At 63.5% G+C, this 21579-nt stretch carries 22 protein-coding genes, 2 tRNA genes and 1 pseudogene; 19 read left to right on the forward strand and 6 right to left on the reverse strand.

Features of this window, described 5'->3' with window-relative positions; translation table 11 throughout:
• Positions 1 to 115 precede the first annotated feature (115 nt).
• The gene (locus tag T8T21_RS14570; protein WP_322336106.1) at positions 116 to 2011 is read left to right on the forward strand and encodes an acyl-CoA synthetase; all 1896 of its coding nucleotides are present in this window, start codon (positions 116 to 118) and stop codon (positions 2009 to 2011) included.
• A gap of 27 nt (positions 2012 to 2038) precedes the next feature.
• Here T8T21_RS14570 and T8T21_RS14575 read toward each other — a convergent pair whose 3' ends face one another.
• Complete coding sequence (locus tag T8T21_RS14575; protein ID WP_183472069.1) at positions 2039 to 2209, reverse strand: hypothetical protein; 171 nt, start codon at positions 2207 to 2209, stop codon at positions 2039 to 2041.
• 249 nt (positions 2210 to 2458) lie between these two features.
• Positions 2459 to 2533, reverse strand: a tRNA-Thr gene (locus tag T8T21_RS14580).
• A 151-nt stretch (positions 2534 to 2684) separates the two neighbouring features.
• Between T8T21_RS14580 and T8T21_RS14585 the strand changes: the two genes are divergently transcribed.
• Genes T8T21_RS14585 through T8T21_RS14615 form a run of 7 tightly spaced genes read left to right on the forward strand, consistent with a single transcriptional unit; the run spans position 2685 to position 7356 of the window.
• A complete protein-coding gene (locus T8T21_RS14585) occupies positions 2685 to 2834 on the forward strand; it encodes a hypothetical protein (RefSeq protein ID WP_322336107.1) in 150 nt (49 codons plus the stop codon).
• Positions 2835 to 2839: 5 nt separating this feature from the next.
• Positions 2840 to 4105 (forward strand): UDP-N-acetylglucosamine 1-carboxyvinyltransferase, encoded by a 1266-nt coding sequence (gene murA, locus T8T21_RS14590; protein ID WP_322336108.1) that lies wholly within the window; start codon positions 2840 to 2842, stop codon positions 4103 to 4105.
• Positions 4102 to 4578 carry a DUF2948 family protein gene (locus T8T21_RS14595; protein ID WP_322336109.1) on the forward strand — a complete coding sequence of 159 codons (477 nt, stop codon included), beginning with the start codon at positions 4102 to 4104 and terminating at the stop codon, positions 4576 to 4578. The genes murA and T8T21_RS14595 overlap by 4 nt, the downstream gene beginning before the upstream one ends.
• Positions 4575 to 5069, forward strand: a complete 495-nt coding sequence (locus T8T21_RS14600; protein ID WP_322336110.1) for a GNAT family N-acetyltransferase — start codon at positions 4575 to 4577, stop codon at positions 5067 to 5069. Before T8T21_RS14595 ends, T8T21_RS14600 begins: the two co-directional genes overlap by 4 nt.
• A 46-nt stretch (positions 5070 to 5115) precedes the next feature.
• Complete coding sequence (hisD, locus tag T8T21_RS14605; RefSeq protein WP_322336111.1) at positions 5116 to 6426, forward strand: histidinol dehydrogenase; 1311 nt, start codon at positions 5116 to 5118, stop codon at positions 6424 to 6426.
• Complete coding sequence (locus T8T21_RS14610) at positions 6423 to 6884, forward strand: UPF0262 family protein (protein ID WP_183472057.1); 462 nt, start codon at positions 6423 to 6425, stop codon at positions 6882 to 6884. Before hisD ends, T8T21_RS14610 begins: the two co-directional genes overlap by 4 nt.
• Position 6885: 1 nt before the next feature.
• Positions 6886 to 7356, forward strand: a complete 471-nt coding sequence (locus T8T21_RS14615; RefSeq protein WP_183472055.1) for an arsenate-mycothiol transferase ArsC — start codon at positions 6886 to 6888, stop codon at positions 7354 to 7356.
• Between the two features lie 213 nt (positions 7357 to 7569).
• Here the strand turns inward: T8T21_RS14615 and T8T21_RS14620 are convergent, their stop codons facing one another.
• Positions 7570 to 9180 (reverse strand): PRC-barrel domain-containing protein, encoded by a 1611-nt coding sequence (locus T8T21_RS14620; protein WP_322336112.1) that lies wholly within the window; start codon positions 9178 to 9180, stop codon positions 7570 to 7572.
• A 234-nt stretch (positions 9181 to 9414) separates the two neighbouring features.
• Between T8T21_RS14620 and infA the strand changes: the two genes are divergently transcribed.
• From infA to T8T21_RS14645, 5 genes are all read left to right on the forward strand, one after another.
• The gene (gene infA / locus T8T21_RS14625) at positions 9415 to 9633 is read left to right on the forward strand and encodes a translation initiation factor IF-1 (protein ID WP_013384801.1); all 219 of its coding nucleotides are present in this window, start codon (positions 9415 to 9417) and stop codon (positions 9631 to 9633) included.
• 7 nt (positions 9634 to 9640) lie between these two features.
• Positions 9641 to 10246, forward strand: a complete 606-nt coding sequence (locus T8T21_RS14630; RefSeq protein ID WP_322336113.1) for a Maf family protein — start codon at positions 9641 to 9643, stop codon at positions 10244 to 10246.
• Positions 10243 to 11280 (forward strand): ribonuclease E/G, encoded by a 1038-nt coding sequence (locus T8T21_RS14635; protein WP_322336114.1) that lies wholly within the window; start codon positions 10243 to 10245, stop codon positions 11278 to 11280. The genes T8T21_RS14630 and T8T21_RS14635 overlap by 4 nt, the downstream gene beginning before the upstream one ends.
• Positions 11280 to 11474 carry a DNA gyrase inhibitor YacG gene (locus tag T8T21_RS14640; protein ID WP_322336115.1) on the forward strand — a complete coding sequence of 65 codons (195 nt, stop codon included), beginning with the start codon at positions 11280 to 11282 and terminating at the stop codon, positions 11472 to 11474. Before T8T21_RS14635 ends, T8T21_RS14640 begins: the two co-directional genes overlap by 1 nt.
• 96 nt (positions 11475 to 11570) lie before the next feature.
• A tRNA-Phe gene (locus tag T8T21_RS14645) sits at positions 11571 to 11645 on the forward strand.
• Positions 11646 to 12168: 523 nt separating this feature from the next.
• Here the strand turns inward: T8T21_RS14645 and T8T21_RS20835 are convergent.
• A pseudogene (locus T8T21_RS20835) lies at positions 12169 to 13191 on the reverse strand (recombinase family protein); the annotation flags it as partial.
• Between the two features lie 380 nt (positions 13192 to 13571).
• Here T8T21_RS20835 and T8T21_RS14650 point away from each other — a divergent pair.
• From T8T21_RS14650 to T8T21_RS14660, 3 genes are all read left to right on the forward strand, one after another.
• The gene (locus T8T21_RS14650) at positions 13572 to 14807 is read left to right on the forward strand and encodes a protein kinase domain-containing protein (RefSeq protein WP_322336116.1); all 1236 of its coding nucleotides are present in this window, start codon (positions 13572 to 13574) and stop codon (positions 14805 to 14807) included.
• A 2-nt stretch (positions 14808 to 14809) separates the two neighbouring features.
• Entirely contained in the window at positions 14810 to 16426 is a 1617-nt protein-coding gene (locus T8T21_RS14655) for a tetratricopeptide repeat protein (RefSeq protein WP_322336117.1), read from the forward strand.
• Between the two features lie 479 nt (positions 16427 to 16905).
• Complete coding sequence (locus T8T21_RS14660; RefSeq protein ID WP_322336118.1) at positions 16906 to 17238, forward strand: hypothetical protein; 333 nt, start codon at positions 16906 to 16908, stop codon at positions 17236 to 17238.
• A gap of 42 nt (positions 17239 to 17280) precedes the next feature.
• Here T8T21_RS14660 and T8T21_RS14665 read toward each other — a convergent pair whose 3' ends face one another.
• Positions 17281 to 17658, reverse strand: coding sequence for a hypothetical protein (locus T8T21_RS14665; protein WP_322336119.1), 378 nt, complete (start codon positions 17656 to 17658; stop codon positions 17281 to 17283).
• Positions 17659 to 18108: 450 nt separating this feature from the next.
• Between T8T21_RS14665 and T8T21_RS14670 the strand changes: the two genes are divergently transcribed.
• Together T8T21_RS14670 and T8T21_RS14675 are read left to right on the forward strand one after the other, a co-directional pair.
• Positions 18109 to 18267, forward strand: a complete 159-nt coding sequence (locus T8T21_RS14670; RefSeq protein ID WP_322336120.1) for a hypothetical protein — start codon at positions 18109 to 18111, stop codon at positions 18265 to 18267.
• A 347-nt stretch (positions 18268 to 18614) separates the two neighbouring features.
• Positions 18615 to 18875 (forward strand): 3-ketoacyl-ACP reductase, encoded by a 261-nt coding sequence (locus tag T8T21_RS14675; protein ID WP_322336121.1) that lies wholly within the window; start codon positions 18615 to 18617, stop codon positions 18873 to 18875.
• Between the two features lie 108 nt (positions 18876 to 18983).
• Here the strand turns inward: T8T21_RS14675 and T8T21_RS14680 are convergent, their stop codons facing one another.
• Positions 18984 to 20003, reverse strand: coding sequence for a LacI family DNA-binding transcriptional regulator (locus T8T21_RS14680; RefSeq protein WP_322336122.1), 1020 nt, complete (start codon positions 20001 to 20003; stop codon positions 18984 to 18986).
• Between the two features lie 218 nt (positions 20004 to 20221).
• Here T8T21_RS14680 and T8T21_RS14685 point away from each other — a divergent pair, with 218 nt between their 5' ends.
• Complete coding sequence (locus T8T21_RS14685) at positions 20222 to 21475, forward strand: ABC transporter substrate-binding protein (RefSeq protein ID WP_322336123.1); 1254 nt, start codon at positions 20222 to 20224, stop codon at positions 21473 to 21475.
• The last annotated feature ends 104 nt before the right edge of the window (positions 21476 to 21579 follow it).

The following is a 21579-nucleotide window of genomic DNA, read 5'->3' on the forward strand; positions in this document are numbered from 1 at the left end:
GCGGAAGGCTTTCGCGGCGTCATGCTTGCGTGACGTGAAGGTCAGGCCCGATGCTTTGCCTCAGGGATGGAGGCCGCAGGCGGCACAACAAGAGAATAACAAGGGAGGAACGGGAATGGGCTTTGCGGGCATGATCGATCGGGAGGCGATCGAGGCCGAGGGGAGCTGGCAGGCACAGGGCCAGCCGAAAACGACCCATGGGCTGCTGAAACGCACGGCTGAGGCCTTTCCCGACCGCGCTGCGCTGAGCTTTCAACTGTTCTCCGATCCCAAGGCGCCGGCGGAGACGCTGAACTGGCGCGAGCTGCACGCCAAATCGGCGCAGACGGCGAACCTGCTGCGCGAGCTGGGCGTCGGCGAGACCGACGTGGTCGCCTATCTGCTGCCGAACTGCTCCGAGGTGGTGTTGAGCTATCTCGGCGGCCAGATCGCCGGGGTGGTCAACCCGATCAACCCGCTTCTGGATGCGGGCCAGATCGGCGCCATCCTGCGCCAGACGAATGCCAAGGTGCTGGTCACGCTCAAATCCTTCCCCAAGACCGACGTGGCGCAGAAGGCGGCCGAGGCGGTGGCGCTGGCGCCCAATATCGAGACGGTGCTTGAGGTCGACCTGCATCGCTACCTCACCGGAGTGAAGAAGCTGATCGTGCCGCTCATCCGGCCCAAGGTCGAGGTGCGCCACAAGGCCCGCGTGCTCGACTTCAACCGCGAGATCGCGCGTCAGCCGCGCGAGCTGGCCTTCGCCGACAGCCCGGGCGACCGGGTCGCCGCGCTGTTCCATACCGGCGGCACCACCGGCATGCCCAAGGTGGCCCAGCACTACTACTCCGGCATCGTCTACAATGGCTGGCTGGGCGCGCGGCTGATGTTCTCGGATCGCGACAACATCATCTGCCCGCTGCCGATGTTCCATGTCTTCGCTGCCATCGTGATCATGGGGGCCTCGCTCGCCTCGGGGGCGCATGTGATCCTGCCGACGCCCGCGGGCTACCGCGGCGACGGGGTGTTCGACAATTTCTGGAAGCTGGTGGAGCGCTGGAAGGTCACCTTCGTGATCACCGTTCCCACCGCCATTTCGGCCCTGATGCAGCGCCCGGTGAACGCCGACATCTCGACGCTGAACCTCGCCTTCTCGGGCTCGGCACCGCTGCCGGTGGAGCTCTACAAACGCTTCGAGGAGGCCGCCGGCGTTACAATCTGCGAGGGCTACGGCCTGACCGAGGCGACCTGCCTCGTGTCGATCAACCCGCCTGAGGGCGAGAAGAAGGTGGGCTCGGTCGGGGTGCCGTTCCCCTATACACAGGTGCGGATCATCGACCCCGCCAGCGGTGCGGACTGCCCCATCGACAAGGTCGGCGAGATCTGCGTTTCGAGCCCCGGCGTGTCGCGTGGCGGTACCTACACGGACCCGACCAAGAACGAGGGCCTCTATCGCCCGGGCCCCGAGGATGAGCAGCAGTTCCTGCGCACCGGCGATCTCGGCCGGATCGATCCGGACGGGTATCTGTGGATCACCGGCCGGGCCAAGGACCTGATCATCCGTGGCGGCCACAACATCGACCCCGCCGAGATCGAGGAGGCGCTGGCTGCGCATCCCGCCATCGCCTTCGCCGGCGCCATCGGCCAGCCCGACGCCCATGCCGGCGAAGTGCCTTGTGCCTATGTGGAGCTGGTCGACGGCGCGACGGTGAGCTACGAGGAGCTGCTCGAATACGCCCGCGAGCACGTCTCCGAGCGCGCGGCGCGGCCGCGCCATCTGGAGATCCTGCCGGAACTGCCGAAAACCGCCGTGGGCAAGATCTTCAAGCCCGCGCTGCGCAAGATGGCCATCGCCCGCGTCTATGATGAGACGCTGGCCGCCGCCGGGGTGGGCGCCGAGGTGGCCGAGGTGGTCGAAGACAGCCGCCGTGGACTGGTCGCGAAGATTCGCCGTACCGGCACCGCGAACGAGCCCGAAGTCGCCAAGGCGCTGGGCGCCTTCACCACCCCCTGGGACTGGATCGGCGACTGACGCGTACTCTGAACCCGGAGCGGTGCCTCAGTCGGCGATGCCGGCCAGCCGCCGCTCCGGGACGCTCGCCTCCTGCAGCGGCGGCGGGACGGCCGTCACGCCGGCCAGCATGCCGTCGAACATTGGTCGGGACGGGGGAAGCGCCAACAGCAGGAGGGCCGCCAGAGCCAGCGGGATCAGGGGATCGATGGAAAACATCGCAACTCGCAAAACACTTGCTATACCTGCGAGCATGAGAGGGGATCCGCGATCCCGCCGCAACTGTCCAAGCGGACAGGCACTCTAGAGCCGAACGTGCAATTGACGCGGGCATGCGTGTCGGCGAGCGCGGCATACCCTCTTGATCACCCCAAGATTCGCCATCGAGACCGCCATTCGGCATGCGAAGAAGCGCATTGCGCCTGGCTGGCCGAGGCGCGGCATCAAGTCTTGCGATGTGGGGGAGGATGGTGCTGCAGGAGAGGATTGAACTCTCGACCTCACCCTTACCAAGGGTGTGCTCTACCACTGAGCTACTGCAGCGTCTCGTCTGGGCGGGCTTTTACCTGCCATGACGGCGAGCGCAAGGGGTTTTTGTCGCGCTTGACGCCGGGGCGGGCAAAGGTGGGGTCGATGGGTGGCGTGGAGGCAATGAACTGGACGGATCGGGGGGCGGACGCTATCTGCGACAACCATGAAGACACCCCGTCAGGAGCCGCCCCGCGCGGCTGATCGCAAGGACCGGCTCAAGGCCGCCCTCAAGGCCAACATCGCCCGCCGCAAGGCGCAGGCGCAGGCGCGGGCGTCAGAAACCCGGTCTGACGAAGAACAAGAGAAAGAGTAGCAGGCATGGATTCGATCATCGTGCGCGGCGGCGCCGAGCTGCGCGGCCAGATCCCGATCGCGGGCGCCAAGAACGCCTGTCTCGCGCTGATGCCCGCGACGCTGTTGTCGGAGGAGCCGCTGACGCTCACCAACGCGCCGCGGCTGTCGGACATCCGCACCATGACCCAGCTGCTGGAATCGCTCGGCGCCGAGATCTCCTCGATGCAGGGCGGGAAGGTCATCGCGATGTCGACCCACGACCTCGCCTCGACCCGCGCCGATTACGAGATCGTCCGCAAGATGCGCGCCTCGAATCTGGTGCTGGGCCCGCTGCTGGCGCGCGCCCATGAGGCGGTGGTCTCGCTGCCGGGTGGTTGCGCCATCGGCGCGCGGCCGATGGATATCCATATCGAGGCGCTCACCGCGCTCGGTGCGGAGATCGAGCTGAAGGATGGCTACCTGCATGCGCTGGCGCGCGGGGGCCTGCGTGGCAACCGGGTGAAGCTGCGCTTCGCCTCGGTCGGTGCGACCGAGAACGTGCTCATGGCCGCGACGCTCGCCAAGGGCACCACGCTGATCGAGAACGCCGCGCGCGAACCCGAAATCGTGGATCTGGCACGTTGCCTGCGGGCGATGGGTGCGCAGATCTCGGGCGAGGGCACCGCCACCATCGAGGTGCAGGGCGTCGACCGGCTCGGGGCTGCGACGCATCGCGTCGTCACCGACCGGATCGAGCTGGGCACCTACATGCTGGCCCCCGCCTTCACCGGCGGCGAGGTGGAGTGCCTGGGCGGCGAGATTGGCCTGATCGGCGCGTTCTGCGAGAAGCTCGACGCGGCCGGGATCGATGTGACCGAGACCGAGGCAGGGCTGAAGGTGAAGTTGCGTGGCGACCGGCCGCGCGCGGTCGACGTCACCACCGAGCCATTCCCGGGCTTCCCCACCGACCTGCAGGCCCAGATGATGGCGATGCTGTGCACCGCCACCGGCACCTCGCGGCTCGAGGAGAAGATCTTCGAGAACCGCTTCATGCATGCCCCCGAGCTGATGCGCATGGGCGCGCGGATCGAGGTGCAGGGCGGCCATGCCACCGTCACCGGAGTCGACCGTCTCAAGGGCGCGCAGGTGATGGCGACCGACCTGCGGGCCTCGGTCTCGCTGATCCTCGCCGGTCTCGCCGCTGAGGGTGAGACCGTGGTGAACCGGGTCTATCATCTCGACCGTGGCTACGAGCATGTCGAGGACAAGCTGAGCGCCGTCGGCGCCAGGATCGAGAGGGTGAGTGCATGAGCGAGATACGCGACGCGACATTCGCCGAAGGGGTGCAGCGGCCGCTGCGCCTCAAGGCGCTTGATGGCGACGACGTTCAGGTGATCTCGGCGCTGGTGCAGGATTCGGTCCTGCCCGCCTCCGAGATGGCCTGGAAGAAGAGTGACCGTCGCTTCGCCATGCTGCTCAACCGGTTCCGCTGGGAGGATCCGGCCACCACCCGCGAGGCCGAGCGGGTACAGGCGGTGCTGTGCATCGAGAACGTGATGACGGTGCGGTCGCAGGGACTCGATCCCGCCGACCGCGACACGGTGCTGTCGCTGCTCGCGGTGGTGTTCGAGGCGGCCGAGGCGGAGCCTGCGGGCACGATCCGGCTGATCCTCGCGGGGGATGGGGAGATCGCCATCGACGTCGAAGCGCCGGAGCTGTTGCTGCGTGACGTGACCCGCCCCTATGCCGCCCCCTCGGGCAAGGCACCCCGGCACCCCGAGTGATCCGCGACCTCGGACCCGATGATCTGGCCGCTTGGCGCCGGATCCGCGCCGAGGGGTTGCGCCTGTTTCCCGACGCCTTCCTGACGACGCTACAGGAGGAGTTGGCCCGCTCTGACGAGGAGGTGGCGGAGAGCCTTGCGGGTCGTCTGGTGCTGGGTGCTTTCGACGGCGACTGGCTGATCGGTACGGCCGCGCTCGATTCGGTGGTCGAGGCGGCGGCGGCCGCGCATCGCGTGGCGCTCAACGCCTTTTACGTGAGTACCGAAAGCCATGGCACCGGTATCGGCACGCGGCTGCTGCGCGCCGCGCTCGGTCGGGCCGCCACCGATGGCAAGCTGCAGGTCGAGTTGTTCGTGGCCGCGCATAACGCCCCCGCGATCCGGCTCTACGAGAAGCACGGTTTCGTCCGGCACGGTCTCCTGCCACGCGCTGCGCGCCTCGAGGACGGCTTTGTCGACGACCTCTACTACGTGCGGCAACTGGACGGTTGAGCAGGGGGGCAGGCGGGGCTATGCCCCAGAGCCGAAGGAGACCGCCATGCCGCACCGCCTGTCCAGCACCGATCCCGATTTCGAGACCCGCTTTGCCGCGCTGCTGACCATGAAGCGCGAGGACAGCCCCGACGTGGACGACGCGGTCGCGGCGATCATCGCGGAGGTCCGGGCGCGCGGCGACGCGGCGCTCGTCGATTATACCGCCCGCTTCGACCGGATGGAGCTGGCGCCCGGGCAGCTGCGCTTCTCGGCCGAGGAGATCGAGGCGGAATGCGCCAAGGTGTCCGACGAGGACCGCGCCGCGCTCGAACTCGCGGCCGAACGCATCCGCGCCTATCACGCCCGCCAGATGCCCGAGGATCAGAGCTGGACCGACGAAGCGGGCGCGATGCTCGGTTGGCGCTGGACGCCCGTTTCGGCCGCGGGGCTTTACGTGCCGGGCGGCTTGGCCTCCTATCCCTCGTCGGTGCTGATGAACGCGGTACCGGCGAAGGTGGCAGGGGTCGAGCGGCTCGCCGTCACCGTGCCGACGCCCGACGGCGTGGCCAACCCTCTGGTGCTGATGGCCTGCCGGATCGCCGGGGTGGACGAGATCTACCGCGTCGGCGGCGCGCAGGCGATCGCGGCGCTGGCCTACGGGACCGAGAGCGTCGCCCCGGTGGACAAGATCACCGGGCCGGGCAACGCCTTCGTCGCCGCCGCCAAGCGCCGGGTCTTCGGTCGCGTCGGCATCGACATGATCGCGGGCCCGTCCGAGATCCTCGTCATCGCCGATGCCGACAACGATCCCGACTGGATCGCGCTCGATCTGCTCAGCCAGGCCGAACATGATGAGAGCGCGCAGTCGATCCTGATCACCGACGACGCGGCCTTTGGCGACCGTGTGACTGCCGCCGTGGAGGCGCGGCTCGAAACGCTCGAGCGGCGCGCCATCGCGGGGGCGAGCTGGCGCGATTTCGGCGCCATCATCACGGTGCGCGACTTGGACGAGGCGGCGCGCCTCGCGGACCGGATCGCGGCGGAGCATCTGGAGCTTTGCGTGGCCGACCCCGAGGGTCTCGCCGCGAAAATCACCCATGCCGGCGCGATTTTCCTCGGGCACTGGACGCCGGAGGCGATCGGTGACTACATTTCAGGGCCGAACCATGTCCTGCCCACGGCACGGTCGGCGCGGTTCTCCTCTGGGCTGTCGGTGATGGATTTCCTGAAGCGTACCACATTGTCGAAGATGACCCCCGATGCGCTCGCCGCGATCGGTCCCTCGGGCGCGCGGCTGGCGCGAGCCGAGAGCCTCGAGGCGCATGGGCTGTCGATCACGGCGCGGCTCGACCGGCTGAACCGGGGCGCCGAATGACCCGGATCGCCGAGATCCGGCTCGACGATGCGGGGCAGGCGCCGACGCCGGAGATCGAGCAGGAGCGCCGGGTCGCGGTGTTCGACCTGCTCGAGGAGAACAGCTTCGCCCTGCCGGGCCGCGACACGGGGCCCTATCACCTCGGTCTGGGCATCCGGGAGAAGCGGCTGGTCTTCGACGTGGCGACGGTCGGCGGCGACAAGGCGGCCGAGTTCCACCTCTCGCTCGGACCGTTCCGGCAGGTGGTGAAGGATTACTTCCAGATCTGCGAAAGCTATTACGACGCGGTGAAGACGCTGCCGCCGAGCCAGATCGAGACCATCGACATGGCACGTCGCGGCATCCACAACGAGGGTGCCCGCGTGCTTCAGGAGCGGCTGGAGGGCAAGGCAGAGGTCGATACCGACACGGCGCGCCGGCTGTTCACCCTCATCTGCGTGCTGCATTTCGGGGCCTGATATGGAGTTGGCCGCCCCTTTGCAGCCTCTCCCCCAATCGGTTCTGTTCTGCTGCGATCACAACGCCGTCCGGTCCCCAATGGCCGAGGGCATCATGAAGAAGTTCTACGGCACCGACTGCTACATCCAGTCGGTGGGCGTGAAGAACGATCTCGAGATCGACGGCTTCGCCATCACCGTCTGCGCCGAGATCGGGGTCGAGCTGCATCGCCACCGCTCGCGCAGCTTCGACGAGATGCATAACTGGGGCGACGACCTGTCCTCCTTCGACCTGATCCTGGCGTTATCGCCCGCGAGCCAGCGGCGGGCGCTCGACCTGACCGCCTGCTATCATCTCGAGGTCGAATATTGGCCGGTGCTCGACCCGACCGGGCTGGGCGAGGGGCGCGAGGATCGGCTGCGTAGCTATCGCCAGACCCGCGACATGATCGTCGAGCGGCTGATCGATCGCTGGGGGCCGCCGCGAAGCTGATCGCACCGGACGTCCCCGCAGCCTGCGCGCCGAACCATCGGAAACGACATTGCCGTACGCCAAAAGCTGGAAAGGCGCCTCATAGGAGGGCGCCTCGGCACGCCGAACAACGGCAGGCGACCAGCGGCCCAAGTATCATCCCTGATAGGTAGAAATACGGAAAAGGCCGCCCCGAGGGGGCGGCCTTCGTGATCAAGTTCCGGAAAGCGAAGCTTACTGCTCGACTTCCTGCATCGACTCGAGCTGCTCCTCGGTGGCTTCGATGAAGACGCGGACTTCACCGGCTTCCGAACGCAGGACGCTCATCTGGTCGAAGGGGATGGCGACCGGCTTTTCGCCGATGCCGAGGAAGCCGCCGACTTCGACGATCACTTCCTGGATCTGGCCCTGATCGCTGACCATAATGTCGCCGATGTCGCCGATCCGCTCGTCGTTGATGCCGTAGACGGTCGAACCTTCGAGGTCGGTCACGGCGATCTCGTTGGCGGGGATCATCGCGAAGCCTTCACGCTCGACAACCGGACCGGTGGCGACGATGTCGGCCTCTTCGGTCATTTCGGCGGTTTCCGCCTCGACGGTCTCGACCTCGGCCATCTCGCCTTCCACCTCGGCTTCGGCCTCGGCAGCGACGCCCTCGACGGCAGCCTCGGTCTCGGCAGCGGCCTCTTCAACCTCGGTCTCGAGCGCTTCGGCCGCGCCCTCTACCTCGGTCTCCATTTCCTCGGCCTCGGCCTCGGTCTCGAGCTCGGTTTCCATCTCCTCGGTCTCGGTCTCGAGCTCGGTTTCCATCTCGGCCTCGGGGGCCTCGGTCTCCATCTCGGCCTCGGCTTCCGGCGCGTCCATCGCAGCAGCAGCTTCGCCCTCGACGGCGGCTTCGTTGATGGTCACAACCGGCTCGCCGGTCTGCACCATCTCGATCACCGGCTCACCGGCCTGGGTGAAGTTGATCACCGGCTCGGCGCTCTCGAAGCGGATCGTCGGCTCGGCGCGCTGAACGGAGACGTTGGCCTGCTGGTCCGCGTTCTCCTGGAGGGTCACGATCGGCTCGACCGTGGTCAGCTGAACGTCGGCCTCTTCGATCGCACGAACCTCGCCCTCGGTGCCGGGCGCAAAGGTCTCGCCAGTGGCGCGATCGGTCACCTGGATGCCGCCCTCGGAGCCCTCGGGGGCACGCTGCAGCTCGAGATCGACCTTCGGACGCGCCTGGTTGACGGTCACGATCGGCTCGGCCTGACGCACTTCGACCTGCGGCTGGGCGTTGGCCACGTCGACCGACGGGTCGGGCATGGTGATGATGATCTCGGGCGCCGGCTGCTCGATGCGGATGGTCGGCTGCGGCATGTCCATGGTGATCGTGGCCGGGGCCTGACGCACCAGGATCTCGGCGCCGGCTTCGTTGACCGTCACGTCGGGCTGCGCTTGGTCGACCATGATCTCGGTCTGGCCGGTCTCGACGTTGACGCTGGGTTGGCTCTGCTCGAGGTATACCATGCCCTCGATCACCACCTCGTCCTCGAGCCGCACCACGGTGCGCTCGGTCTCCGCCAGTTCGGCTTCGGTCTCGGCGCCTTCACCCTCGACCAGCACCACGCGCTCGAGCTCGACATAGGCGACGGCGCACTGCGCGTCGTCCTCGGCTTCGATCAGGGCCAGAACCTCTTCTTCGGTCATGCCGGCATCGGCAGGCACACCGTCCGTCATCTGTTCCGTCAGCAGCAGCTCGAGATCGGAGCAGGTGGCGTCGGTGGTCTGGGCCTGAGCGGCGGCCGCCATCGGCAGTGTCAGCGCCGTCGACAGCAGCAGCTTCGTCATCCGCGTGTTCATGGGTCTCTCCCGTCTTATGCTTCGCTTCGGCGACACAACGGCGCATGTCGCCGGGCGTTCCCGGGTTCTTTACGAAATTTTGATTGTGCCCGTCGGCGGCCTGCGCGAATAATGCCGCGAAAGACTGCGAGACCCGGATCGGGACGCGGTCCTGTTTGCACTTGAAATCCGGGCGCCGAGGGCGCATCTACGCGCCATGGCCCGCAAATGCGGGTTTCACTGGACGGAGAGACCATGGCCAAGGAAGAACTGCTCGAATTTCCCGGCGTCGTGAAGGAACTCCTGCCGAATGCGACGTTCAGGGTCGAGCTGGAAAACGGCCATGAGATCATCGCGCATACGGCGGGCAAACTTCGCAAGAACCGGATCCGCGTCCTCGCGGGTGACAAGGTACAAGTCGAGATGACCCCCTACGATCTGACCAAGGGTCGGATCAACTACCGTTTCCGCTGACGCGCTCATGAGCGCGCTGCCGCCCGAGAGCGGGCTGAGGCTGATCCTCGGCTCGGCCTCGCCGCGCCGCCGCGAATTGCTGGCGCAGATCGGTCTCGCGCCGAGCGACGTCCGCCCCCCCGACATCGATGAGACCCCGCATCGTGGCGAGTTGCCGCGCACCTATGCGCGCCGCATCGCGGACGAAAAGGCCCGCGCCGTCGCGCTCGACGAGGGGGAGGTGCTGCTATGCGCCGACACCACCGTGGCGCTGGGCCGTCGCATCATGGGCAAGCCCGTAGATTCGACCGAAGCCGCCCGTTTCCTGCACCTGCTTTCAGGTCGGCGCCACACCGTCATCACCGCTGTCGCGGTGCGCCGCGGCGACCGCGTCTGGGCGCGTGAGGTCGAGACGGCGGTCAAGATGAAGCGGCTGTCGAACCCCGAGGTCAACGCCTACCTCGCCACCGGCGATTGGCAGGGCAAGGCCGGGGGCTATGCCATTCAGGGCCCCGCCGGGGCCTTCATTCCCTGGATCAACGGATCCTTCACCGGCGTGGTCGGTCTGCCCCTTGCGGAAACCGCCGGGCTGCTGACGGCGGCCGGATATCCCGTTTATGGAGAACACGCATGAAGGGACGCCGCATCGTTCTCGACCATCTCGGCGACCGCGAGGCCGCGGCCCTTCTGGTCGATGGTCAGCTCGACGACCTGCTGATCGAGGAAGGCGACGCGCCGCGCCCCGGCGCGATCTACCGCGCCATCTGCGACCGGCCATTGAAAGGGCAGGGTGGCATGATGGTGCGCCTGCCCGAGGGCCTGACCGGCTTCCTGCGGCAGGGCAAGGGGCTGCGCCCCGGGCAGGCACTGCTGGTGCAGGTCACCGGCATCGCCGAGGACGGCAAGGCCGTGCCGCTCACCGATCGGGTGCTGTTCAAGAGCCGCTACGCCATCGTCACCCCCGGCGCGCCCGGCCTCAATATCTCGCGCGCCATCACCGAGGAGGAGGAGCGGGCCCGGCTGCGCATTCTCGCCGAGGAGGGCATGGAGGGTGCGTCCGAGGATCTCGGCCTGATTCTCCGCTCGGCCTGCGCCGGCGCGCCCGAGGACGACATCGTCGACGACATTGCCGCGATGCGGGACTTGTCCATCGCGGTGACCGCCGATGCGGCCGGCGACCAACCCGAGGCGCTGACCGAGGGCGATGGGCCGCATCTGCTGGCCTGGCGCGACTGGAGCGCGGCCGACGTGGTGACCGAGCCGGGCGGTTTCGAGCGCGAAGGCGTGCTCGATCAGATCGAGGCGCTCAAGCAGCCGCGTGTCGCCACCGGCGAGGGCACGATCTATGTCGAGCCGACCCGGGCACTGGTGGCGGTCGACGTCAACACCGGCGGCGACACCTCGCCCGCCGCGGCGCTCAAGACCAACCTCGCCGCCGCCCGCGCATTGCCGCGCGCGCTCAGGCTGCGCGGTCTAGGCGGCCAGATCGTCGTGGACTTCGCGCCGATGTCCAAGGCGCATCGCAAGCAGCTCGAGCAGTCGTTGCGCGCCTCGTTCCGCAACGACCCCGTGGAGACCTCGCTGGTTGGCTGGAGCCCGATGGGGCTGTTCGAGCTGCAGCGCAAGCGCGAGCGCCCCTCGCTGGTCCGGCTGCTCGGGAGGCTGTGATGGCCTGCCCGATCTGCGGCAAGGACACGGTGAAAGCGTATCGGCCGTTCTGCTCGAAGCGCTGCGCCGACGTGGATCTCGCCCGCTGGCTGGGTGGGCGTTATGCCTTGCCTTCGACCGATCCCGAAGACATCGAACGGGCCGCCGAAGAGGCGGCCGAGGCCGCCCGTGACATGCCGCCGCGACGACATTGAGCGCGGCGCGATTTTTCCTGCGAATGCCTCTGGACACCCCCCTGCGGCTCGCCTAGAAGGCCCCCACCCGATGACGGCAGACGCCTTCATCCCCGTGCCCGGGTAGCTCAGGGGTAGAGCAGTGGATTGAAAATCCTCGTGTCGGTGGTTCGATTCCGCCCCCGGGCACCATCGCTTTCATACCTGAATGGGTGGAAGCGTGCATGTATAGCTTCTCGATATCCCCCTCAAACTCGATGTCGCGTCCATAAGGGTCGTTACGAGGGTAGACAGTTACGCTGTTGATCAAGCTGCGGATCGCATCGCGAAGCTCTTGGCCGTACTTGAGCTCCTCAGTCGCGGCATGCAGCGCTAATCGGACGTACTCCCTGTACTTAGTGCTAACGGCGACTGGATTGAGATCTGGAATAACGGGAGCGCATTTAAGCTGATCTTTTATGTCCAGCTCTTCATGGTCGAGTTCAAGGAGACGGTCTCTGATCTCCGTCGGGTTAGCACCGGATTCTATAAGATAGATAAGGCTTCGCTTGGCGCTGGTTATCGACGCTAGTCTTTTCTGCAATCGGGGAGCAAGGCACGATACGGAGCTTGCTAGTCGTTTATACTCTTGCTCGATAGCTCTGAGTGCTGGGACGAGGGTTTCTTCTCGAACCAAATGTTTTTCGATGGCGCAGAGCAAGCCGCTCTCTATAATATTCTTGCTTATCATCCTCCGATTGCTGCAGGATCGCCGCTCTCGTCTGGCGCTGCAGCCAAATTTAACGTAGGGAGATCGACCAACCGTGATATAGGAGGCGCCGCATTCACCACACCGCATAAGGCCAGATAATAAATACTTTTGTCTCCTTTTGTATGGGCGCGATCCCGATGTTGCAGGGATCCTATCTTGAACTCTCGCCCATAAGGCGGCATCAACTATTCTTAGATGTGGTACGTCTACCCAAAAATAATCTTTTTTGTCCCGTTCTCTCGTCAAGCGCCGCCCAGTATCAGGGTCTTTAACTTTATAGATCCTGTTGTGGGTCCGAATGCCGTTGTAAATAGTGTTTCTAATAATCCCCACCCCTCTCCGCCTATGCCCGTTTATAGTGCTGGCGTTCCAGTGCCCGCCTCGCGGACTTGGTATTTTATCATGGTTAAGAATCCCAGCAATGTCGCGAGGGGTGTGACCTATAGAATAGAGTCTGAAGATTCTTCTGACTACTTCAGCCTCGTTTGGTTCAATTTCTATTTCCCCTCGGTTAAGTGTAGTTTTGTAACCATAAGGCGGGCTGCCCGCAGAGCGACCTCGTTTCGCGTTTGCCTTTAGTCCTCGGCTAGTTTTTTGCGACAGATCGCGGAGAAATTGCGCGCTCATTGTTCCCTTAAAGCCAATTGATAGGTCGCCGATAAACCCGCCCTCCGATAGGCTGTATATTGCTATACCTAGAAAATCCATCCGCTCCTTAAATTTGGCTAAATCCCCCAGATTTCTTCCAAGTCGATCGATGTCTTCAACCATGATGCATTCGAAGAACTCGTCTGCGGCATCGACCGACATTTCGTTGAAAGCTGTGCGCCCGATCGTTGATGCGCCGGATATAGCTGCATCAATGTACGCTTTGACAAAAACCCACTTTTTCGCAGTTCCTGTCGCTCTTATCTCAGCTATTTGATCCTCTGCGGATCTCGAGTTCTGCTTGTCAGTCGAGTAACGAGCGTATCCGACGAACCTCATTGCTGCTTCCTCCCTTAAGAGTTAATGCCGAGGTTTCTCCATCAAAGATAAGTCTGGCGATAGTAGCGGATAAAGCGGCTGCCAAGGGACTCACGCTTGCCCCTGAGGTACATCTCCTGAGTTGAGGCTGGCGCATCGTAGGGTTAGTAGTTTTATCACTCCGGACCGGAGGAGCTGCTTTTATGAATGGCACTTCGAATCACCCATAATGTTTTTCATACCTAGTCGACTCTAACGCACTAATATGGATTGGTCTTGGCAAGAATATATGGCAATTCGGCCCAGAGGCGGGTTTCGCTAGTTTCTCTTACAGGGGGGGGTGATAATGGGTGTCTGCAATCGGGCAGAAGGAGAAAGGTAAGGATTATTGTGGTTAATTGATGTGCGCGCTTCCGTCAGCTTCATCTGTTCCCGGAGGTCTTCTGTGTGAGGCGAGTGAGTTAGGTTCAGCTGACTTTTGGGTTGTGTTAGCGCGGCGGTTGTACTTCTTTGGTTGTGGGTTCATCCGGGGGTGGAAGTTGACTGATCTAGGTGTGGCAGGGGCGCTCCGACTTGAGGGTCGGACGCTGGGGTCGGGCTGGAAGGTGCTAGGGGCTGTCGGTTGGGATCCATCGACTGGCCTCAGCAAGGAAATCTACAACGGTACCGGTGGGAACTTCTCTAAGGCCTACAGGGTGGAGAAGGATGGAAAGCATGCTTTCTTGAAAGCGATCGACCTAACCCGACCGCTACAGGAGCCAGACGTGATGTCTGCTCTGCTCAAGGTGTCGTCAGAGCACCGGTTTGAAGTCGATATCTTAAATGTTTGTTCAGGGGCTAGGCTCGATAGAATAGTCGTAGCGCTGGACAGCGGCGAAGAGCGACTCGGACCGTCGTTACACGACGTGGTGCCCTATCTTATCTTTGAACTCGCCGAGGGAGATGTCCGAAAGAAGATCGGAACCATCGATCCAAAGCTGAAAATATCATGGTGGCTTCGGGCCCTGCATCATGCCGCTGTTGGCCTGAATCAGCTACATTCTAAGAGTATTACTCATCAGGACCTAAAGCCTTCGAATATTTTGAGCTTTGGTAATGAGGGCGGCTTTAAGCTGGGGGATCTTGGGAGGTCGACATGTGAGAATAAGCCCGGGCCGTTTGATAACATGATCTTTTCTGGGGATAGGTCATACGCGCCACCCGAGATTCTTTATAACTTTATCATTCCTGATGTCTTTCAAAGGCGGCAGAGCTGCGATTGCTATATGCTTGGGAGCATGATCTTTTACTTCGTTAGTGGATCTGGTTTGACGAGGCTGATGCTGCAGCGTCTTCCGGTAGATAACTTGCCATTTCTGTTCGGTGGGGGCTGGCAGGGCAGCTATAGATCAATTTTGCCAGTGCTGCAAAGTGTGTTCTCTGACTGCTTGAATGAATTGGAGCTGGCTGTCGGCGATAGCGAGGTTGGTAAGGAACTAGTTACTTGCGCCAGACAGCTCAGTAATCCAGACCCTGCTCTTCGAGGGCATCCACTTACTCGCGCCTCAAGTGCTCGTGTGTATTCTCTCGAAAGGTATGTCTCGGTTTTTGACAGGCTGGCAAAAAGGGCGGCCATAGAAGCGCGCCGAGGGGTATAGTCGTGATCGAAAATAAAGAGCTGGACGATCGGCATACGCTTCCCCGCTGGGTCTCGATCCGGAAGGCCGTTGAGGGTGGAATATTCGCGCGTCCCGGGGTGGTGCGCAAAGCTACTCAGCGTAGTGCTGTTCAAGAAGAGAATGAGGGGGCTCTTCTAGAAGAGTTTAAGCGCCGCATCGACGATTGGTTGGAGTCTCAAAGCTATACCGATGCGGAAGAGCTTATCTCTGTCTCATTGTTTCTCGGTCGTGAGAACGACGTGGAAATCCAACAGGCGGCGGCAACACTTGTCGGTTCAGAACTTGCATCGGAGGCCGCTAGAAACTTGGCTGGCCGTATTCTAAGTGGAGACGTGCGTCGCTTAAGTTGGGGTGATGATATAGCTATAGCAAGCTTGCATAAAGAGATTCGCAAGAGAAAGAAGCTTATAGAGCTCAATCCGAGCGATGCCCTCCTCCTTACTGAGACTGCGTTGTGCTATGCAAATCTTGGCCAATTGAGAAGCAGCGAGGAACTTCTACGAAGGGCTCTCGCGCTGGCACCTCATAACAGATACGTATTGCGGTCTGCGGCGAGATTCTATTGTCACCTGCAGAGACCTGATCAAGCGTTGCAAATTCTTCGTGGCACCCCCCGGGGCGACACAGACCCTTGGATACGTTCAGCAGAGCTGGCGATATCTGGGATCACTGGTGAAGTGATCCGGTCCTGGCGTAAATCGAAGAACCTTGTGGAGGACGATTCTCTTTCCGTTTTCGATCGATCAGAGCTAGCGACCGAGATCGCTACTCTTGAGTTTAGTTCAGGTTCAAGTCGGGCTGGACTTAGGAAGGTTCGCTTTGCCGCTCTCGATCCTACCGAAAATGCGGTTGCTCAGATCGAGTTTTTAGCTGAGCGCACTGGAAGCTTTCGGCGCGAGCAGTTCTTTCCGGATATTAGTCGGGCTATGGAAGCTCGGGCGCTTAGTTCATACTGGAAAGGCGAAGTTCGTGCGGCACTTGACGCTTGTGAGGCGTGGCAGGAGATCGAACCTTTCAGTGTGCGGCCCGCAATTTTTGGGTCGTTCTTGGCTACAGCAAAAGGTAACTCTATTGAGCGAGGTATTGCTTTGGCCAGAATAGGTCTAGTTGGCAATCCGGGCAATTTGTCTTTGCTGAACAATATTGCCGTTCTGTATGCATATATCGGTAATGTTGATCTGGCCGCGAGCTTCCTTGGTAAAGCGAGGGCTTCTCCGGATATGGGGGGGCAGATTGCGAGCCTTGCGACTGAAGGACTTATTAAGTTCCGGTCCGGCGATCCTGAGAGTGGCCTTGAGCATTACGAGAAGGCTATCGAGTTAGCTGTTATTGAGCGGCGTTCCGACTTGGCATTGCGCGCCTTTAGTTTTCTAGCTAAAGAGATGTGTAGAGTTGATCCCGGCATGAAGTCCTATTTCATTGAAGAGTTTGGGGTTATCGAAAAGAAGTTGAAGCGGGGTGGAGCGGTCATGCCCCGAGACGTTTACCTCATCTGGGAAGAGCTACGCCCTACCGATAAGGATTTTTCTGGACAGAAACATTATCCCTCCCTAGTAAGCCGGGACTTGCTTGAGGGAATACTGCCTTCGATTGATTGAAGGGCCTGTGTCAGTTTGGTTTGCCGTCGTTCGGGGCTGCCAAACTGCTTGGCTTCGATCCTGATCAATGGGTTGAATAAGGTATGTATGTGAGGGATCCTCGCCCCGGGCACCATTAACCGGTCTCTCCAGATACTGGGTTTCGTTGCGGGGTCGGGCTTTGCCCTTCCCGATTTGGTCGACGCGTCCCCTTGCGGGATGAGTGCCCCGCGAAGCCTGTTGCCTCGTGACGCCCTAACCGCGATATCTCGCGCTGCCCTTCGTGGCGCCGGATGCCACCCCATTCCCGCGGGCCTCAGGCGCAGTGCCTGAGCCCTGCGTGACGCCACTGGTCGCCTCGAGGGCGACCGGGAGGCGCAGCCCTTTTGCAACCCGTCTCCTGCACCGCCGGCCCGACGCCGCGGCCAAAGACGGGTCATTCACCAGATTTTAGGAGCGCGGCCCCAAGCAGGCCCCTCCGGACCGAAAGAAAACGATACATGACCCATTCGACCACTTCCCACTACGACAGCCTCACCATCTCGCGCAGCATCGCCGACGTGGACGCCGTGCTGTCGCTGCTCCGCCGCCAGGCCGACATGCTGCGCGTGCGTCATGCGCTCGATGCCGCCGCGCGCACCATCGACACCTGCCGCCAGAAGGTGGCGGGCTCGCTGGCGCGATCGCAGACGGCCTTGGCGCATGCCGATCTCGCGGCGCTGCTCGACCGGAACGATTTCGACATGCTGGAGCTGTCGCGTGTCCTTCAGCGTCTTCGGGACACGGTGCTGCGTCTGCGCGGTGAAAGCCGCGTGGGTTTGGAACTCGCCTGAAAGCTCAAGGCAAGGAAGCGGCCGCCTCTTGGGTGATCCGACCTAGCCATTCGCGGCGGTCCTGACCTCTCCCGACGTGTAGTGGAGCGGGATGGATGGCGGCCAAAGATCGGTCAGCGCCTGACCGGCCTCGAGAAAATCCTTCAACTCGGCACATCGATCTTCGCTGATCATGGCGGCCGGTGTGCGGCCATCGAAGCGGTCGAGCCGCTTGGTGCAATACCAGATCCAGCTGTCCGACGCCGTCCGTGTCCACGGGCGAACAAGGCAGATGACCACGTGGAGGTCCTTGAGGTGCCTCTGTGTGGGCGCCACGCGCAAGAGGTCGGCGAGGTCGACGCCAAGCGCCGTGGCGAAAATCCCGGCATTCACGAGGCCGCTGGGTTCGATACAGTGGTCGAGAAGAAGTCCGTTTGGCATGGTTGTGCTCCATCTCATTCCGGCGTGATGCGCCAGATGCCAAAGAGATACGCATGGCACCGACAACGGGTCTGCTTGTCGCGGCGGTCATGGGTGGCGCAGCCACTTTGCTGGGAGGAGGGGGCAGCGCCGAACGGTTGCGATCCCACCCACAGCCATCGCGATATGTTTACGCTTGGTAATGGGTGGAGCAGTTGGATCGAGGCGCGGAGAGGTCAAGCGCCGGAAAGCATTTTGCTACCAGCGGTTGGTGGGCCATCCCAGTGCTCGTGCATAAGGGCCGATCCGGGCCGCAGTCACGGGAAGCGCGCTGGGGCGGTTATCGCGCCCAATGGTTCGGCAGGCGTCTCTCCGGAAGCAGTCCTTTCCGCTTCTGCCCTTGATCTAAATCACGGCAGTCGATCCGCACCGTGATACACTCACCCTGCCTTCGATGGAGGGGGCAATGGTATGGACACCGGGAAGAAGCCGGCCTCGCCGGGCGTATATATGGTCATGGCTGTCGCATCGATTGTTGCACTGATCTTGGTCTGGTCGCTCGGCGAGGTCGTCGTCGAATGGATCGCAGGGCCAGCGGAGCCGGCCGCCATCGTTCCGCCGACCGAGTAGCTGGAAGCAACGGCTCTCACCGCCGTAGCGTCTGATTTGGGTGGGTACAGGACGTCGGCGCTCAGCCGTGCTTTGGCAGGGCTTGAGGACACCGAGCGGCGTCCGCTCGGCAGGGGGGGCTGAGCTTGCCTACAAGCTCACCTCGGGCTGTGGCCGTCCTGCCCGGCCAGATGGACAGGTCAGCCGCGAAAGCGTATACATGTAGGCCCGGATGCGACCCTGTAATGGATGGATCGCGCCGGTGACGACGTCGGGCGATGCTGGATCGCTGCCTCTCCGCAGAAAGAGCGACGCCCCTTCGGCTCGGGGGTCCGACATCCCGTCGGGTAGTTAGCTCGGAGGTCGTCATGGAGACGCAACACACGCTTACTGAAAGACTCGAAGAAGTCGGTCACAAGATCGATGCCGCTGAACACATGCTGAAGGCCCGCGCGGACTGGACCCATGGCAACGCGCTGACCCAACAGGAGCTGTTGGCCCGCTATGCCGTGATCAAGCGCAGGCTGAACCGGGAGATCGCCGATCTGGAGGCGCACGGACACCACGTGACGGCGCTCGAAACGTCGCTGCGGGAGTGGTGGCTTTCGGTCAACCTGACGACGAGGTGAGGGGCAGGGCGCGCCTGTTTTGGAGCCATGCCTCTCGTTCTCGGCCACCTCGTGCTTTGAGCAGCGGGGTTCGCGATGTTCTCGACGCCCCGAAGCGCCGTTTGCTGCTTAGACCTGGCCCGGCGGGCAGGTCGAGCCGCGGATCTGAAGCGATACGGGCAGGGTGATCACCTTATCGGCCGGGCAGGCCGCGCCCGCGATCTGCCGCAGCAGCAGCCCTGCCGCCTGTGCGCCGAGCCGCATCCGATCCTGCCGTATCGTGGTGAGCGGCGGGATCACGAATTCTGCGGTCTGGATGTCGTCGAAGCCGACCAGAGACACGTCATCGGGCACCCGTAGTCCACGCGCGTGCAGCCCCGAGGCAAAGCCGACGGCGAGTTGGTCCGAGGCACAGATCACGGCTGTGGGTCGTGCCGGGAGCGAAATGAAGTCCTCGGCTGCAGCCCGACCAGCCTCGAGGGAGAAGTCGTTTCGTCCGAACTGGACCGCCGGAAGGGCCAGCCCATGCGCCGCCATCGCGTCGACAACGCCGGCGCGGCGTTCGGTGTCGAGCACGTTGCCCTCGGGCCCGGCGAGGTAGGCGATGTCGCGGTGGCCGAGTTCCACGAGATGATCGACCGCGAGGCGCATCCCGGCGCGGTTGTCGCTGCGCACCGAGGGGAAGCCGCCCTCGACCAGCCATTCGCAAGCAAAGACGACGCGGGATGCGATGTCGGGGGCCTTGAGTTCGGCCCGCGCCGCCTGCGGCAGCCCGCCGTCAAGGCAGACCAGCCCGTCGACCCGCGCCTCGCGCAGATGCGACAGCAGGGACTGGCCGCCGCGCAGGGCAGAGCGGCTGTCGGTGACGAGCAGGTCGGTGCCCTGCGCCGAAAGCGTCTCCTGCAGCCCGGCGAAGATCGCCGAGAAGAACGGGTTGCCCAGATCCGGCACGATGGCGAGCACCGAATCGGCGCGTTGGCGCCGCAGGTTGCGGGCCATGGAGTTCACCCGGTAGCCGTGCTGGTCGACCACCGCCATCACCGCCTCGCGTGTGGTCTCCGACACTCGTTCGGGATGCGACAGGGTGCGGCTGACGGTGGCGGTCGATACGCCGCTGAGGCGGGCGATATCCTTGATACTGAGCGACAATTATCCGGCTCCCCCCTCCGGCACAGACCAAAATGGCCCACGTCAACTATGTAAACCATTACATTTCCGTTGACAGATGGGAAGCCTGACGCGAAGCTATGTAAACGATTGCAGTGCCAGATCATGCTCCCGCAATCGTTTACTGGTGCCATTTCCATGGGGGGATAAGGCGCCGTCGCAACAATCTGAGCCGAGGGGCTCCCCAGGGAGGAATGACCATGATCCACGCCGATACCCGCAAGGTGCCCTTGCGCCGCCTGCTCGCCGCCAGCGCCATGGCGGTGCTGCCCGCAACTGCGATGGCCGCCGAGCTGGAGATCACCCATTGGTGGACCTCCGGCGGTGAAGCCGCGGCGGTACGCGAGTTGGCGACCGCCTTCGAGGCGGGGACCGATCACACTTGGGTCGACGGCGCGATCGCGGGATCCGGCGGCACCGCGCGCCCGATCATCATCTCGCGCATCTTGGGCGGCGACCCGATGGCCGCGACCCAGCTCAACCATGGCCAGCAGGCGCAGGAGCTTGTCGAGGCGGGCATGATGCTCGACCTGACCGAGCTGGCCGAAGAGGGCAACTGGGCCGAGCTGGTTCAGCCCAAGTCGCTGCTCGACGCCTGCACCTTCGAGGGCCGCGTCTACTGCGTGCCGCTCAACATCCACTCGCCGCAGTGGATGTGGACCTCGATCAAGGCCTTCGAAAAGGCCGGCGTCGAGCCGGCGCAGAACTGGGAAGAGCTGAAGGCCGCCGCTCCGGCACTGCGCGAGGCGGGTGTGCAGCCGCTGATCGAAGGGCTGCAGGCATGGCAATTCGCCACCCTGTTCCAGACGCTGGTCTCGGGTCTGGGCGGCGAGGAAGTATATTACGGCGTCTACCGCGATGGCGACGAAGCCGTGCTGCGCGGCGAGGAGATGGCGATGGTGTTCGAGGAGGCGGTAGCCGCGCGCGAGATGCTCGAGGGCACCAACGTGCAGGACTGGAACCTCGCCACCGCCGCCGTGATCAACGGCGAGGCGGCGGCCAACGTGATGGGCGATTGGGCGCAGGGCGAATTCCAGGTCGCGGGGCAGGTCGCGGGGCAGGATTACGACTGTCTCATGGGTCTGGGCGGTGAGCCGCTGATCTCCACCGGCGGCGACGCGTTTTACTTCCCCGCCAATGATGACGAGGCGATCACCGAGGGCCAGAAGGACCTCGCGCGGCTTCTGATCTCGCCCGAGGCGCAGATCGCCTTCAACACCAAGAAGGGCTCGCTGCCGGTGCGCGGCGACGTCGATCTGGCCGAGGCGGGGGCCTGCATGCAGAAGGGCCTCGAGGCGCTGAAGGCGGGCAAGGTGATCGACAGCGTCGACATGCTGATCTCGCCCGACGTGGCGGGGCAGGTCGGCGACCTGCTGGCCGAGTTCTTCGCCTCCGACATGTCGGCGGAAGAGGCGCAGGAGCGCTTCGCCGAGGTCATCCTCAGCGACAAGTGATCCTCCCCAGGGGCCGTCAGCTTCCCACGGCGGCGGCCCCAACCTTCCCCTGACAGAGGAGATGCGCGCGTGTCCACCCGACGCCCCAGTAGCCTGCTGCGCAA

This window comes from Limimaricola variabilis (genome assembly GCF_034371605.1).
GTDB lineage: Bacteria > Pseudomonadota > Alphaproteobacteria > Rhodobacterales > Rhodobacteraceae > Limimaricola > Limimaricola variabilis.